Origin of the sequence: Clostridium beijerinckii (assembly GCF_008705175.1) — a bacterium.
GTDB lineage: Bacteria > Bacillota > Clostridia > Clostridiales > Clostridiaceae > Clostridium > Clostridium beijerinckii.
This window is the reverse complement of sequence record NZ_CP043998.1, coordinates 1,139,880-1,155,470: the sequence shown is the minus strand read 5'-3', so window position 1 is coordinate 1,155,470 and position 15,591 is coordinate 1,139,880. Positions and strand designations below refer to the sequence as shown.

Genomic DNA, 15,591 nt, shown 5'->3' with positions numbered 1-15,591 from the left:
AAAGGTTATTCTTTGTGTAAGAATACCATTTCTTTTAGGCTGTGTCAATAAAAATTATTTTATACAAATTTCATCTAAATTTAGTTTAAATTTTAATTAGGTCATAAAAATAACTCCTAGTTTTCTAGGAGTTATTAATTATGTCTCTAAAAGTTGTTCATTATGTTATCCCACATCATTTTTCCACATTTAGCAAGGGTAACTGTTCCATAAACGCTATTAGGAATTCCCATTGAAAGAACAGTAAATGTAAAAGATCCTTTTGGTGAGTGGATCAAAGCTGTATCGTTTTCAACGCTAGCCTTATCGCCTGTCTTGCTTGATATTTCATATTTTAAATCATCAGGTATATAAAGTGCTAATTTGTTTTTCATTTGTTGTCTTTGTAATATATCCATAAGCATTTTGCTATTTTTCTCATCTAAAAAGCTTGAATTATATAAGTGTTTCCATATCTTTGATAGATCTAAAGCACTTGTTATATTTTCAATTCCATTACTTACAGCTCTTTCATCTGAAGTTTTTCTATTTAATTTAGTGTTTTTTAATCCTTGTGCTTCTATATCGTCATTTATCTTATCTATACCAACTATATCTATGAGCTTATTTGCTGCAGTATTATCACTTTGTATAAGCATTGCAACTAACAATTCAAATATAGTATATTCTCTATTATCAAATTCATGGAGTATTCCTGTTCCATAAACTTTATCTTCTTCTTCAATTTTTATTTTATCTAAAAATGTACTGTTCCCTTCTTGAACATGTTTTATTATAGATACTGCTATCGGCAATTTCATACACCCTGCACTTGTCATTTGAACATTTTCATTGTATCCATAACTAAAACCACTTTCTAAATCCTCAAAGAAAAATGAATATGTTCCTATTCTAGACTCTAAATATCTTTTTATTTCTTTCATAATACCCACCGCTTTCTAAAAATACTACTAAATGTCATTAGGTATCTTATGAGTACTAAATCACTAGTATAATTTAGTGCTCATATTAAGTTAACTAATCGGCAAATGATATCCCTATTCTCTTAGCTACAGCTACTAACTCTCCATCTTGATCTACTTTCTTGTTATTACCAATGACATTTTCTAAACTATCATAAGTAATTTCATTACCTTTTAAGCATACCATGCTTCCGAACTTACCTTTATTGATAAGCTCTATTGCTTCAACACCATATCTTGTTGATAATATTCTATCATATGTTGATGTAGTTCCACCTCTTTGAATATGACCAAGAACTGTACATCTAACTTCTCTATCCTTAACTAACTTTTCCAAATCTTCAGCTATCTTATTTCCAATACCACCAAGTCTAATTGGATCTGGACTATCTTCAACTATCTTAGATACTATAACATCGCCGTTCTTAGGTTTTGCACCTTCTGCTACAACAATTATAGTGAATAACTTTCCATGTTTTTTTCTATCTTCAATTTTTTCTACAACTTTATTTATATCATATGGAATTTCAGGTAGTAGTATAACATCTGCCGAACCAGCTATTCCTGATTCCAATGCTATAAAACCTGCATTCCTTCCCATAACTTCTAGAATCATAATTCTATGATGAGATTCTGCAGTTGTATGCAGTCTATCTAATGCTTCCGTTGCTATACCTATAGCTGTATTAAAGCCAAACGTTACATCAGTTGACCCTAAATCATTATCTATAGTCTTTGGAACGCCAATAACATTTACTCCTTTTCTTGAAAAATCTCTAGCTGATGTTAATGTTCCATCTCCACCAATTACAACTAAAACGTCTACACCCTCTTTTTTTAAATTCTCAACTGCTACATCTGATACATCTTTTTTTACTATTTGACCATTTTCTTCTACTGAGTAATCAAACAAATTATCTTTATTTGAACTATAAAGAATTGTTCCTCCTCTTGATATAAGGCCTGATACAGCTCCTAAATCTAATGAAATAAAATCATTGTTATATAATCCTCTGTAACCGAATTTATATCCAATAACTTCATATCCATAATTTAAAATTGCTGATTTCGTTACTGCACTTATTACTGCATTTAAGCCTGGGCAATCTCCTCCTCCAGTTAATAGAGCTATCTTTTTAATATCTTTGGACATCTTCTAATCCCCCTATACCATAATCTTCATTGGAAATTATTGTTCCGATTAAATTATCATTATTTTCTGACTATTTACTTAATAATATCACAAACTTTAATTTATGAAAAGTATTAATTTACAATATATTCATTCTTTAAATAAGAATTGAAATTTTTAATTTTAATATTTAGTCGTTTCTCTTATATCTTCATTATTATTCCTAGGAATTTTAATCCAAACTTATTATAAAGAAAGACTATTTTGAATTTTAACTACATTAATTACTATACCCAAACTTACATTAAGTATTATATTTTATAAATTAATATTTAGAAGTGTTATTTCTATTTTTATTAATAAATTCCGCAGATTATTAACCATTATATTACAATTAACTTCTTATAATAATTAATCTTAAGTGTTATTGTTATTTACGTTTCTTTTTAACATATATACTTAATTGCGTTTCTACATTAATTAGTCCTAATTAAACTCTTAACGTATTTAAATGATAAATATAAATTTACTATTTAAATACACTTATTTGTTTTATAATTTAAATTTAATTCTTTTTTATAAAAAAAGTTGAATTAGCATAAAGCTAATCCAACTCTTTATTTTTATAATGTAAAATTTAAAAAACCAAAGAACATAAGTATTCCAAATACTATACCTGCACCTATTCTATAAACTGCAAATACACGCATTGGTCTTTTCTTCAAATAAGAAACAAATTTATCCATAACAACGACTGACACTACAAATGCCACAATAAAGCCTACTACTAATGATATCCATGAAGTCAAATTCATTCCTGAATAATCAAATTCCATAAGGTCTTTTGCAGATGCTCCTATCATGGCTGGAATAGCTAAAAAGAATGAAAATTCAGCAGCTATTGGTGTTGAAAGACCTGCAATCCATCCTCCCATAATAGTCGATGCACTCCTTGACATTCCTGGCCATACTGAAAGTACTTGGAATACGCCTACCTTTAGAGCTTGCATTGGAGTTATACTATCTAAACTTTTTGTTGCATGTTTGTTACTTTTTCTAAACATGTTTTCAATTATTATTAATAGAATACCTCCAACTATAAATCCTATAACAACAGCTTCAGGATTAAATAAACTTTTTATCTTTTTATAAAATAATAATCCTATTATCAGCATTGGTATGCATCCTACTATTACATTTATACCAAAGTTAAAACCTGTTTTACCTTCTTTTCCTTTTGTAAATATATATCTGAAAAATTCAATTACGCTGTCTTTTATCTTCTTCCAATATAAAACAACAACGGCCAATATTGCACCTAATTGAATTACAACCTCATACATTTTAACAAAGTCACCCTTAAAATTAATGATGCTTGACGCCAGTATCATATGTCCAGTTGATGACACCGGAATAAATTCTGTTAATCCTTCAACTATTGCTATTATTATAGCTTTGATTATAAATAAAATATCCAATCCCACTTAATTTTCACTCTCTTTCTTTTTTGTTTACTTATTTACTTTTTTAACCATATTAATATATTTTAAACCTATTAGGTCTTATTTCATATTAAAAAATTATTAATTTTTTAATAAATTCACTATATTTCTCTTTACTCTCACCAAAATTCACTTTGCTCTCTATTTCTAAGATAAATAATACTTTGTCCAATTTCAATTCTTATAAGATTCTAAACGCAATTTATTATTTCAATATATAAATATAATGATTATTCCTTAATCAAATTCTTATTTTACAAGTTAGTCAAACAATTAAGGAGCAACTTAATAGTTCCCCCTTAATCTTTATTATTATTTCTCTATTACACTCATTATGCTTTTTTCTTCATTTTCTATGTTTGGTACATAGCTCTTTAATACTGTAAAATTACCAACTAATTCGTAATCTCCAAGAGTTGCTGGAATGAAGATACTATCTCCCATAAGCATTTTTTCTTCTCCACCACTATATTTAATTACACCATTACCTTCAACACATGTAAATAAATAAAATCTTCCCTCATCACTCGTTTCTTTTACAGATGTAGTAATTTTATATTTTTGTATTGTAAAATATTCACCTAAACAAAGATATGATTTATCATATCCATCTCTTTCAATTAGAATTCCTTTTGAATTCTCCCCTTTAAGAGAAAAATCTATTACATCTAATGCCTTTTCTACATGAATTTCACGACCTCTATTATAATCGTAAACTCTATATGTAGTATCACTATTTTGTTGAATTTCAGCAATTAATACCCCTTCACATATAGCATGAACTAATCCACTTTGCACAAAGAAAAAGTCGCCTCTTTTAACTGGAATCTTATTTAAGTACTTATCTAATTCCCCTTCTTCTATTGCTTTTTTAAATTTTTCCTTATCGCAATCTTTTGTTCCCACTATTAATGAAGCATTTTCTTCTGCATCCACTACATACCAAGCTTCTGTTTTTCCAGAATCTTTTTCAACCTTATTTGCATACTCATCATCAGGATGGACTTGGACCGAAAGTTTATCTTCTGCTGTTATTAGTTTAATTAAAAGTGGAAATTCTTTAGTACTTATTTCAGTACCTAAAAGTTTTTCTCCATATAGATTTATTATTTCATCAAATGTTTTACCTTTTAATTCTCCATTTTCTACTTTACCAGTCCCATTTTTATGACAAGCTATATCCCAACTTTCTCCTATTACACCTTCTGGAACATTATTTCTAAATTTCTCTAGGTGCTTTCCACCCCATATTCTCTCGTAATATAGGTTTTCAAACTTAATTGGATACATACTACTCTCCCCCTATCAAATGACTATTTTATACTTGTTTGCAAGTTTATATTATATAAATAATTATCTTAATAAAATAATTTTAAATCTGGTATTTTTAATGTTGCCCCGTTTCTTTTATTATATGCATCAGATAAATTCCTTACTCTATTATAATTTTCGCTTATTGTATCTTTATCCTCTTCGCTTGTTTTATCATTTATACCATCATATGCTGCCTTAAAATTAACTAGCCCTCTACTTAAATCTCCTTCTATAGCTACATAATAACATCCAGCATTATTTAGCGTTAGTATATCATTTTTATCAATAGCATATGCCGCTCTTATTTCCTTAAGAGCATCATCACCTTTTTCTTTATTTAAATACACAGTTCCTAGCGCCCTATGATATTTAATTTCTTTTGAATTTATTGCTATACTCTTTTTCAATAAATCTATAGCTTCGTCTTGTCTTTGATTTGCTACTTTAATTAATGCCATATTATAATATACTTCTGCATCATTAGGATTCATTTTAGATGCTAAGGTATAATAATATAATCCTCTAGAACTATCCTTAACTGTATTTCCATAATACTCTGCTAATTTAATTAATATATTATAATTAAAAGGTTCCTTATATAAAGCAGTTCTAAAATACGGCTCTGCATTTTCACTCTTATCTTGTTTTTCCATTATCTCTGGCATCAAGAATCCATAGTTATCTGCATAGTCTTTGTTTAAAGATATACTCTTTTCGCAATTCTTAAGTGCATCATCATAATTTTCATCACTATAATCTTCCAATGACATTGCGTGATATCCTATAAATGAGTTTGGATCACTCTTTATCATTTCATTTATAACATCTCTTGCTTTTTCTGATTCACCTAAATTCTGATATGTGTTAGATTTAATAAGTGCTAAATTTATACTTCCAACATCTTTACCTTCTAACTCACTAATTAAATTATTAGCTTTTTCAGCCGATTCCTTATCTTTAGAGTAAATCTCTGCCTGCCACATCTTATATGCAAGTTCACCTGAATCTTTTTTCTCAAGTGCTGTAATCTTATTTAAAATGTCATTCTTATTATATTCTGCAATTTGCGTTATTACATCAAAAACTTTAACTTCATTTTTATCTTTATGCCATGCATCTTTTAATAATAAAAGCCCTTCATCTAAATTATTCATCATCATATTCATTCTAGCTAAATCTGCCAGATCAGATGCATTTTCATCATCTCTTGGATAATTATCAATTATTTCTTTCATTTTATCTTTCTTGTCATTTGCCATATAAACAGTAAACATTGTTTTTAACAAACTCTTATCTGTTGGATAATCCATCAAAAACAATTCACCATATTGCAAAGCCTTATCATAATCTCCGTTCATAAAAGACGTAAACACTATATAATTTGTAAGTTCTCTATCTTTAGACTCAAAATTATCTATATTTTTTTGCTTCTTACCATCAACTATCTTGTTTCTAGCTAAATAAACTTTTGTAAGAAGTTCATTCGAATCTGCGAAATCTCCTTTTACAGAATAAATTTCTGCAATTTTTAAATTCCATATTGGCCATTCATCTTTTTCTTGTTCTTGATACTTATTATATTCTTCAATTGCAGCATCATACTTATCATTATAAAAATCCTCTTCAGCACTATTAGCTGCAATAGTAAGCTTATCTTTTGATGACTCAATTCTAGATTTAGAGATTACATTAGTTATCATAACCGCGCTCAGGCAAATTACTATAATTACAGGTGGAGTAAAATATCTGTCTTTCTTGAAGTCGCTTATGTATTTAAAATACTTACTTTTTTTCAAATCATTTATGTACGTAAAATATTTGCTATTTTTAAAATCGCTTATATACTCTATAACTGATTTCTTCACGAATAAATCACACCTTACTTTTATAATCAATTCATACTTGTCCTCTATTTTAACAAACTTTGATATAAAAATCTACTTTTTGACTAACATTCATTAAATTGTAACTATATATTCATAAATATATTAAAACTTTTACATTTTAAATCAGTAAATTTCTAGATTAAAATTCTCAATATAAATAGAATTAAATTTTCTGCCTTTAAATATTCCCATATCCTTATTTTGAATATCAAACAATTTTAATTCAAATTCTATCTAGTTTAAGTCCTTCGTGCCTTATAAATCCTTCTTATAAAAAATCAAATTAGCGGCATTTAAATGCACTCATACTACTTAAAGCACTGAAACAAGTGTATTTGCAGCCCAAATCTTTTTATACTTTCCTTATTGCTAAAAAGAGCAAGATCTTAATCCTGCTCTTTTTTAGCACTGCAAACATTATTTTTTAGATAATTATACATTAAATCTAAAATTAACAACATCTCCATCTTGCATTATATAATCTTTTCCTTCTAGTCTAAACTTACCTTTTTCCTTAGCTGCAGCTTCTGAACCACATTCAACTAAATCATTATAAGAAACCACTTCTGCTCTTATGAATCCTCTTTCGATATCAGAGTGAATCTTACCTGCCGCTGCTGGTGCTTTAGTTCCTCTTTTGATTGTCCAAGCTCTTACTTCTTGTACTCCGGCTGTTAAGAAACTCATAAGCCCAAGTAATTTGTAGCTAGCTTCAATTAATTTATCTAATCCTGATTCATCCAAACCATATTCACCTAACATTTCAGCTTTTTCTTCATCATCAAGACCTGATAATTCTTCTTCAATTTTAGCACTTACAACCATAACTTCCGAATTTTCACTAACTGCATATTCCTTAACTCTTTTAACATAATCATTATCAAAATTACCTTCCATAACATCATCCTCAGAGATGTTACAAGCATATAGAACTGGCTTTGAAGTAATTAAGAATAAGCTCTTTATAAAAGCTTCTTCTTCATCAGTAACTTCTAAAGTTCTAACTGGTTTGTTTGCTTCTAAATGTTCTTTAATTCTTTCCATTACTCCATATTCAAATTTAGCAGTCTTATCACCAGATCTTGCAAGCTTTATAGATTTTTCCATTCTTCTCTCTAAAACTTCTAAGTCTGAGAAAATTAATTCTAAATTTATAGTTTCTATATCTCTTATAGGATCAACAGAACCTTCAACATGAACAACATTTCCATCATCAAAACATCTTACAACATGAACAATTGCTGCAACTTCTCTGATATGAGATAAGAACTTATTTCCTAAACCTTCACCCTTTGAAGCTCCTTTAACTAATCCTGCTATATCATAAAATTCTATTGCTGTATATACCTTTTTCTTTGTATTATACATTTTTTCTAAAACATCTAATCTTTTATCTGGAACACTTACTACACCAACATTTGGCTCAATTGTACAGAATGGATAATTAGCTGATTCAGCTCCAGCTTTTGTTATCGCATTAAACAACGTACTTTTACCTACGTTCGGTAAACCTACCATACCTAATTTCATCTATGTACATTCCTTTCTTATATCGAACTTTTACTTAAAGATATTCAAAATATACCTTAACTTTTAATATACCTTTAAAAATTATACTCTAGAACCTTTTTTATTTCAACTTTATATTATCACAAAAGGCATATTCAGGCATCTGTAATAATCAATTACTATTGAAAAATTATATACTAAGATACTGCACTTAATAGTAATGCAAAAAAACTAATTAGATCTATATTATAAATGTTTAATCCCTCATAAACTTAAGTTTAAATAATTATATGATTTACCTAATAAGCGACATATGTGCAAGTATTCCTTTTGGACTAAAATTATATATAATTTACCACGGTTATTCCTACCCAATATTCAAATACTATACTTGGTTAAGCATTTATTCAATGTCTTCAATTGAATTTTATCTTATCTATAGCTACTGTAACATCACCATTTCTTCAAGTAGAAGATAACGATAGCATGACTCTAGATAAAGTTCAACTAATATTCACTTTATATTTTTCTTGGATAAATCTGAATTAAATATGTAAATTTTTAAGATTGAAGGTGAGAAAATGAATAAGTCTATAAAATCTTTAATTGCTCTTTCTTTAGCAATGAATCTAATTACTCTTGTTCCTCAAAAACCTGCACTTGCTGCAAGTGATAATGATACCGATTCAAATGAATGTTTTCAAGAAGATGGTGTCTTTGGAGATATTTTAGATGTTGATAACATAAGAGATATTTTTTCTTCTTTTAGTGATGAAGATGAACTTAACTGGTATTACGTTGGTAAAGGAAAAGATCAAATTGCAGAAGGTCCGAAGGAATCTGTCAGCTTCTTAAAAGAAAATTCTGCTTATTACCTAGGTGATACCTCAAAAAAAGTTCTATATCTTACTTTTGATGAAGGATATGAAAATGGTAATACCGGAAAGATTTTAGATATATTAAAAGAATGCCAAGTACCTGCAGCCTTTTTTGTTGTCAAACCATACATAGACACTCAGCCAGAACTAATAAAACGTATGGTTGATGAAGGACATGTAGTTGGTAATCACACAGTTCATCATCCTTCTATAGCTCAAATACGTGATAAAGAAAAATTTGAAGCAGAATTTACTGGAGTAGAGAATGCTTTTAAAGAACTTACTGGTCAGGATATGCCTAAGTTTTTTAGACCACCTATGGGTAAGTATTCCAAAAAATCATTAGCAATGACAAAGGATTTAGGGTATAAAACTATATTCTGGAGTTTTGCTTATAAAGATTGGTTAGTAAATAATCAGCCTTCAGAAAGTTATGCTGTAGAGAAGATATGCAAGGGCGCCCATCCAGGTTCCATAATGCTTCTGCATGCTGTCTCAAACACAAATACAAAGGTATTATCATCAGTTATTAAAACACTTCAAAAGGAAGGTTATGAATTCAAATCACTTAATGATTTACCTACGGAATAGTAAATCCAGCCATAAGGTATAGTAACAATTCCAGTACTATATACAATGGTTAGATTCACTTAAATGCTTTCACAACAAGAATAACTATAGATATTCAATTATAAAAGTTATATCATTTTAGTGTGTTTTAAATTTATCTTAATTACATACTAAAATGTTTTAACTTTTATTTTTTTAATCTATAGTCATTTACTTATTATTACTGGTTAGAGAACTTTTCAAAAGTATCTCCTAAAACGCTATTTTATATAATTATTATTTTATAAATTTACTTACATCTTCGCTCACTTTAACAGAAGAATTTTTTGATACAATAATATTTTTTATTACTCTAAAATCCTCTGCACTATACGACATAGGATTAATTAAGTACGTGTCCTCTGCAGAATTTTTATTCTTCTTCTTATCATTTCTATAAAAGCTAATTATAAAAAAATCTTTTCTCTTATTTTTAGGCTCATTTCCTTTACCTATAAGAATAGCTTTTATATTATTATACTTAATCGATTTTATTAGATCATTGTTTTTATAGAATTCTATTGCATCCTCTTTAATTAATATATCTTGACTATACTCCACTAAAACTGAAAGTGCAGTAACTATTCCTGCAAAAAAAAGCACCCACATAGGAGCACTTTTTAATCCTCCTTGTAACGCTCCAAAGATTATTCCTATAATTATCTCTATTATTGCAACTCCTATCATTACACCATTTTTCTTCTTTAACACAATAGGAAATTTTGCGTTTTCCAATGCTAATTCCTCCTTAAAATTACTATAATATATAGACAGACTAAGTTAGACCTAAACTTATGCACATAGCTTATAATTGGTTTATCTATATATGTTTGAGAATATATAATTTAAACTTATATTATAACTTACTAAAATTATAAACACGTTTAGCTAATAAGTTAAATCTTTAGATTTGTTATCTATAAATCACATTCAATATTATTATAAGCTAAGTCTTAGTCCAAGACTATAATATAGAAAATAAATAACAATATATAATTAATTCAAAATTACACATATTTTTTATATTCAATATATATATCTTATGTTAATAAATATTATACATTATATATGCAATCTTTTTCAATACTTGTTAATATTATTCCTTAGTCATTTATTAATCCCTTAATCACCAAAAAATTAAACGTATCAAAACCTCATATGAGCACAAAATATAAAAAAAGGAGGTGTATCATATGCCACGTAAAGATGGACCACACAAACCAGGATCAAGCAATCCAATGCAAAAAGGTGTAAGAAGAAGAAGACTTCATGCTAACCAAGATAATGTGGGCGATCCAAAAAATAGGCCCGAATACGAGAATTTTGATGGAGAACCAGTAGAATAAAAGTACATAAGAGATACTTACTTTAATTGAATTCTTAGTAAGTATCTCTTATTATAATTAACCACTTTTGCATTGCTACATCTTAGGATAAATTATTTTATTTACTGTTTCTGTAATCAATTCTTTTTCTTTAGCTGATTTTTCTATAATACTATCTAATTCACTATCAAGTTTCTCAAAAAATTCTTCATTTCTAAGCCCATTTAAATTTACTTTAACATTTATTATGGAACTTTCTATCGCACAATGTAGTAGAATTGCTGAAATTGCTAAATCTGATAGCAACATCTTATTTCCATACTGCGCCATAACATTAAGGTTCTTATAAAATCCTAAGCTTTCTCTAGCTAAAATTAAAGGCGCTTCCATAGACTTTATAGTATTCTCTTTTATCGCCAATTTTCTCTTTTCTTTTTCTTCTTCAATATCTTTAGGCAACTTATAAGAATCCATTAACTTCAAAAAGTTCTCTCTATCTTCTTCCATAAGTTCTAAGTTCCTTACAGTGAACTCTTTAGATTCCTTTTGAAATTTTATTATACTTTCTTTTTCATCCTCTTGAAGACTCATATATGCTTTTTTGTCTACTGTCAGAGAATAAACCATAGAATTCAATGCACCAGATAATGCCGCAATAAGACCCGCTACACTTCCGCCACCTGGAGCTGGCAAATCTGATTCTAATTCACCTAAAAATTGTTTTATAGTTTCGTCACAAAATTTCATATAATATTTTCCCCCTATCTATAGTCGTATTTTTTTATATTCCTTATTGCTTATACCTAATCTATATTTTTATTATCTAGAATCGATACTAGATACCCTAAGTATATCCAAAATATCATTGAAATAAAACTTATTGTATATACTAATACACTTTCAAATAAGTTTACTGCAAGAATACCTGCTATAATCGAAGTTATTATTGTCATCTGGTTTTTTTCTCTTCTGTTTAACTTATCTAGATGTTGTATTATAAACATCAAGATCATTCCTATGAACATTAGAAATAAGAGTAACGAAATAACTCCATTTACCGCAGCTATTTGCACATATATATTATGCATTCCTCCAAGTTCAATTCCAGGTAAATAACTTCCTATTCTTGCATTTCTAACCGCCTCTATAAGATTACTATTTCCTACACCGGTCAAAGGATTTTTTTCTATTACAACTGATGCTGAAGTCCAAATAATATTCCTCTCTGTTGTAAAAGCCTCCAAATGACTTTTAACCATTTCAAAAAATACTCCACAAAAAAGTATTGGTATTAAAACAAGTGCTGCTCTAATATATTTATTTTTACTGTATATAAATATTGATAGATATATCACAGCTATTATTACCAAATATGCACTTCTTCCATGTGAACCAATCATAGTTACTGCCTGCAATATTATATTTCCCATCCAGAACATCTTGGGCTTGTGACTTCTTGATATATAATTAAGATACACGCACATAACTATAGCTAATGAAGTTGCTATAGAAAGAGCATTTTCATTTTCAAAAACCCCTTTTGTATTTCCAAACACCACTTGTCCGATTTCTATATTTATTCCCGAATATCTCATTACCAGTGATATAATAGAAGCAACCATCATAAATATTACATAAGAATAAGTAATTATGTTCATCTCTTTAATAAGCTTCTTTTTTGATTTAAATACATCAACTGCAAATATTACTACAAATATAATTAAATTAACTATCCAAACTTTAATATTATCACCACTTCTATAAATAAAAATGTTAAATATTAAAGTCACTATCATAAATAATGCCAGTGGAATATCAAATTTATAAATTTTTCTTCTCTTATATCCTTCAATAACCATGAATAAAATTAAGAGCATACCCCAAGCTAGTGTTATATTACTTAGAATTTTTATTCCTGGTACATCTTTGAGCATAGTTACAAATGTTAGACTTACAAATAAGTACAATAACTTAAAATAAAATTTGTTATCTAAAAAATCATATATATTTTTAATTGCTTCTCTCATATACTTTTTTATACACTCCTTTTAGCTTTTCAACTAATACTTTTTCTGAATAGCTAAAAATTGTTTGTTCTCTAATTTTATATTTATCATACATTTTATGATTTTCTTTTATTTTTTTTAATGCTTCGGCTAAATCCTCCACATCATTCTTTTTAGCTATTATTCCATTATCTTCTTTTATAATATCTTCTGCGCCACCGTTATCAGCTCCAATTACTGGCTTTCCACATGCAAGTGCTTCAATATATACAACACCAAATGTCTCATGTTCAGATGGTAATGCAAATGCATCACATTCCTTCATTTCCTTCGAAACTTCCTCCCTCGATAAAGCTCCTAGAAGTATTACCTGCTTTTCAATATTCAATTCTTTAATAAGTGATTCCAATGATAGTTTAAGGGTTCCGTCTCCACCAATTCTTAAGCTTACATTTTCATTTTTGAAAGCTCTAGAAAAAGCTTTAATTAAACATTCAATTCCCTTTCCTTCTTCAAGAAAAGCACATGAAAAAAATTTAAAACCTTCATCCATATTGGTACTCTTTTTAATATTCTCATCCACAGAAAATATATTCAAATCTACCATGTTGTGAATAACTTCGATAGGTTTATTTACATATTCTTGAATTTCTCTTTTTAATCCAGACCCAACCGCAATCAAATAATCCGAATTCTCATAAGCATTGTAAATATATTTTTTATAACTTTCTCTAGCATACTTTGCATACTTAAGAGATGAATGTTCTGTTAATACTAATGGAACATTATATTTCTCACTTATATATGAAGCAGCTATCCCCCCCCAAAAAGCTGAATGAGCATGGATAATATCAACCTTTCCTTCATTTTTAACAATTTCTTGGTACATCTTATCCATTCTTTTATTGAAACTCTTAAACATTAATGGACTTTTAGGTAAATAATTATAATCTTTATATCTATAAGTTCTAAGGTTATCTTCTATATTAAAATTTATGCCTCTCTTTTCATGAATTTTTCCAAACATAGTAATAGGCCAAATTTCATTGTATGCAACAGTAATCTTCTCTCCATTATTTGAAAGAGCTTTAAACTGTTCCTTAAAAAAACTTCCATGAACCTCGTTTCTTGGAGATGAATACCAAGATGGAATAACCATTATGTGCATTTATTCACTTCCTTCTAATATATTGTTTAGCCTTTCCACAATTGAATTCCATTCATAATTAACATCTGGTTCACAATATATCTCATTATTTTTATGAATTTCTATTAATTTATAGATATGATTTTTTATTTCTTTACTATTATTCTCAGTTACAACACATTTTCTATGATTTTCTACCACTCTTTTAATCGGATCATCTTTATCCCCATAAATAACAAATATCCTACCCTTTGCCCCAAAATAGTCATAAATCTTAGCCGGTATTTGCTTTGAGTTTTTATTACCAAATAAGAGTAAAACCTCTCCATTTAACATGTATTTAAGTGCCTCATCAAATGGTATTCTAGGAGATACATTCGCAATCTCCAAGTTTTGAAGTTTCTTCCTAGCTTCTATATCATCTATATTTCCAAAAAACAATACATTTAACTGATTATATATTTCCAAGTTCTCTGTTTTTATTTCTTCAAGCGCTTTTACAAAAGGTCTTATATCTCTAAGTTTAGAAAATATTTCTCCTGTATAGATTATGTTAAGTTTATCTTTCTTTATAAGCTTAGGTGTTTCTTCATGTAATAATTTATCGTATAATTTCGCATCAAACCCTCTATTTAATATAAAAGTCCTACTATTATCTAAAATATTATAATCTTTTAAATATTCATCTCTATTAGCGTCAGTCACAAATATAAATTTATCTGCCAGATTAACAATATCTCTTTCCATATTCTTTTCTAACACCTTTTTTACAATAAAAGATTTTTCTCTTGTTGAATCTTTGAGCCATGGATCACTCCAGTAAGTAATCCATGGTACCTTTGGATAATGTTTTTTTATATAATAAGCACATAAATGAGAAGATGGCGGCTCATGCATAGAAAATATAACATCAAATTTTTCTTTTTCCATTAGCTTTATACCATATATTCCCGCTTTCCTTGCCCATGAATAATACATATCTGGTATCGCTAATGCATTTTTTATTTTCCGTAACACTTTTCTTCTATTAGTATTTCCTATTTTTGAAGGCGAATTATTGTAGCTTTCACTATTTTTTGGCATAAACTTTTTAAAGATAAGTCCACCATCAATAATATGCGTTTTGATTTTATCATTCATCATAGAGCGTAATACTTCATCATAATATATTGAATCTTTAGGAAAATTAACAGTCAGAAGATGTACTTCATTATTATTAATCTCACTTAACTTATTTAGATATTGTAAAGTTTCAATAGCTGCTGAATTATTTATCAATGGTGAATAGCAGGCAATAAATAATATCTTCATATACCATCCT

Annotated in this window: 13 protein-coding genes; 2 read left to right on the top strand and 11 right to left on the bottom strand. The window is 28.2% G+C overall.

Going from position 1 to position 15,591, the window contains the following annotated elements; translation table 11 throughout:
* Positions 1 to 146 precede the first annotated feature (146 nt).
* The 6 genes from F3K33_RS05245 to ychF all read right to left on the bottom strand — a co-directional run bounded on the left by F3K33_RS05245 (position 147) and on the right by ychF (position 8,326).
* Positions 147 to 923, bottom strand: coding sequence for a serine hydrolase (locus F3K33_RS05245; RefSeq protein WP_011968342.1), 777 nt, complete (start codon positions 921 to 923; stop codon positions 147 to 149).
* Positions 924 to 1,017: 94 nt separating this feature from the next.
* A complete protein-coding gene (locus tag F3K33_RS05240) occupies positions 1,018 to 2,115 on the bottom strand; it encodes a 6-phosphofructokinase (protein ID WP_011968341.1) in 1,098 nt (365 codons plus the stop codon).
* 602 nt (positions 2,116 to 2,717) lie between these two features.
* Positions 2,718 to 3,578: an undecaprenyl-diphosphate phosphatase gene (locus tag F3K33_RS05235; RefSeq protein WP_023975242.1), complete on the bottom strand. Its 861-nt coding sequence runs from the start codon at positions 3,576 to 3,578 to the stop codon at positions 2,718 to 2,720.
* Between the two features lie 330 nt (positions 3,579 to 3,908).
* Positions 3,909 to 4,886: a type I phosphomannose isomerase catalytic subunit gene (locus tag F3K33_RS05230; protein ID WP_039769817.1), complete on the bottom strand. Its 978-nt coding sequence runs from the start codon at positions 4,884 to 4,886 to the stop codon at positions 3,909 to 3,911.
* A gap of 68 nt (positions 4,887 to 4,954) precedes the next feature.
* On the bottom strand, positions 4,955 to 6,775 hold the full coding sequence (locus F3K33_RS05225) for a tetratricopeptide repeat protein (protein ID WP_039769815.1): 1,821 nt from the start codon (positions 6,773 to 6,775) through the stop codon (positions 4,955 to 4,957).
* A 453-nt stretch (positions 6,776 to 7,228) separates the two neighbouring features.
* On the bottom strand, positions 7,229 to 8,326 hold the full coding sequence (gene ychF / locus F3K33_RS05220) for a redox-regulated ATPase YchF (RefSeq protein ID WP_011968337.1): 1,098 nt from the start codon (positions 8,324 to 8,326) through the stop codon (positions 7,229 to 7,231).
* A gap of 560 nt (positions 8,327 to 8,886) precedes the next feature.
* Between ychF and pdaA the strand changes: the two genes are divergently transcribed.
* Positions 8,887 to 9,774, top strand: coding sequence for a delta-lactam-biosynthetic de-N-acetylase (gene pdaA, locus F3K33_RS05215; RefSeq protein ID WP_011968336.1), 888 nt, complete (start codon positions 8,887 to 8,889; stop codon positions 9,772 to 9,774).
* Between the two features lie 255 nt (positions 9,775 to 10,029).
* Here the strand turns inward: pdaA and F3K33_RS05210 are convergent, their stop codons facing one another.
* Positions 10,030 to 10,527 carry a hypothetical protein gene (locus F3K33_RS05210; protein WP_039769813.1) on the bottom strand — a complete coding sequence of 166 codons (498 nt, stop codon included), beginning with the start codon at positions 10,525 to 10,527 and terminating at the stop codon, positions 10,030 to 10,032.
* A 458-nt stretch (positions 10,528 to 10,985) separates the two neighbouring features.
* Between F3K33_RS05210 and F3K33_RS26270 the strand changes: the two genes are divergently transcribed.
* Positions 10,986 to 11,138: a clostri-philic family protein gene (locus F3K33_RS26270; RefSeq protein WP_011968334.1), complete on the top strand. Its 153-nt coding sequence runs from the start codon at positions 10,986 to 10,988 to the stop codon at positions 11,136 to 11,138.
* A gap of 75 nt (positions 11,139 to 11,213) precedes the next feature.
* On the opposite strand, the gene F3K33_RS05205 is transcribed toward F3K33_RS26270, so the two are convergent.
* Genes F3K33_RS05205 through F3K33_RS05190 form a run of 4 tightly spaced genes read right to left on the bottom strand, consistent with a single transcriptional unit; the run spans position 11,214 to position 15,581 of the window.
* On the bottom strand, positions 11,214 to 11,864 hold the full coding sequence (locus F3K33_RS05205; protein ID WP_039769811.1) for a cyclodeaminase/cyclohydrolase family protein: 651 nt from the start codon (positions 11,862 to 11,864) through the stop codon (positions 11,214 to 11,216).
* Positions 11,865 to 11,920: 56 nt separating this feature from the next.
* The gene (locus F3K33_RS05200; RefSeq protein ID WP_023975248.1) at positions 11,921 to 13,144 is read right to left on the bottom strand and encodes an O-antigen ligase family protein; all 1,224 of its coding nucleotides are present in this window, start codon (positions 13,142 to 13,144) and stop codon (positions 11,921 to 11,923) included.
* Positions 13,128 to 14,291: a glycosyltransferase gene (locus F3K33_RS05195; RefSeq protein WP_023975249.1), complete on the bottom strand. Its 1,164-nt coding sequence runs from the start codon at positions 14,289 to 14,291 to the stop codon at positions 13,128 to 13,130. Before F3K33_RS05195 ends, F3K33_RS05200 begins: the two co-directional genes overlap by 17 nt.
* The gene (locus tag F3K33_RS05190) at positions 14,292 to 15,581 is read right to left on the bottom strand and encodes a glycosyltransferase family protein (protein ID WP_023975250.1); all 1,290 of its coding nucleotides are present in this window, start codon (positions 15,579 to 15,581) and stop codon (positions 14,292 to 14,294) included. It lies immediately after the preceding gene.
* Between the last annotated feature and the right edge of the window lie 10 nt (positions 15,582 to 15,591).

Coding starts and splice junctions, on each gene's coding strand:
- pdaA (WP_011968336.1), top strand. CDS start 8,887: ATGAATAAGTCTATAAAATCTTTAATTGCTCTTTCTTTAGCAATGAAT.
- ychF (WP_011968337.1), bottom strand. CDS start 8,326: ATGAAATTAGGTATGGTAGGTTTACCGAACGTAGGTAAAAGTACGTTG.
- F3K33_RS05190 (WP_023975250.1), bottom strand. CDS start 15,581: ATGAAGATATTATTTATTGCCTGCTATTCACCATTGATAAATAATTCA.
- F3K33_RS05240 (WP_011968341.1), bottom strand. CDS start 2,115: ATGTCCAAAGATATTAAAAAGATAGCTCTATTAACTGGAGGAGGAGAT.
- F3K33_RS05195 (WP_023975249.1), bottom strand. CDS start 14,291: ATGCACATAATGGTTATTCCATCTTGGTATTCATCTCCAAGAAACGAG.
- F3K33_RS05245 (WP_011968342.1), bottom strand. CDS start 923: ATGAAAGAAATAAAAAGATATTTAGAGTCTAGAATAGGAACATATTCA.
- F3K33_RS26270 (WP_011968334.1), top strand. CDS start 10,986: ATGCCACGTAAAGATGGACCACACAAACCAGGATCAAGCAATCCAATG.
- F3K33_RS05230 (WP_039769817.1), bottom strand. CDS start 4,886: ATGTATCCAATTAAGTTTGAAAACCTATATTACGAGAGAATATGGGGT.
- F3K33_RS05200 (WP_023975248.1), bottom strand. CDS start 13,144: ATGAGAGAAGCAATTAAAAATATATATGATTTTTTAGATAACAAATTT.
- F3K33_RS05205 (WP_039769811.1), bottom strand. CDS start 11,864: ATGAAATTTTGTGACGAAACTATAAAACAATTTTTAGGTGAATTAGAA.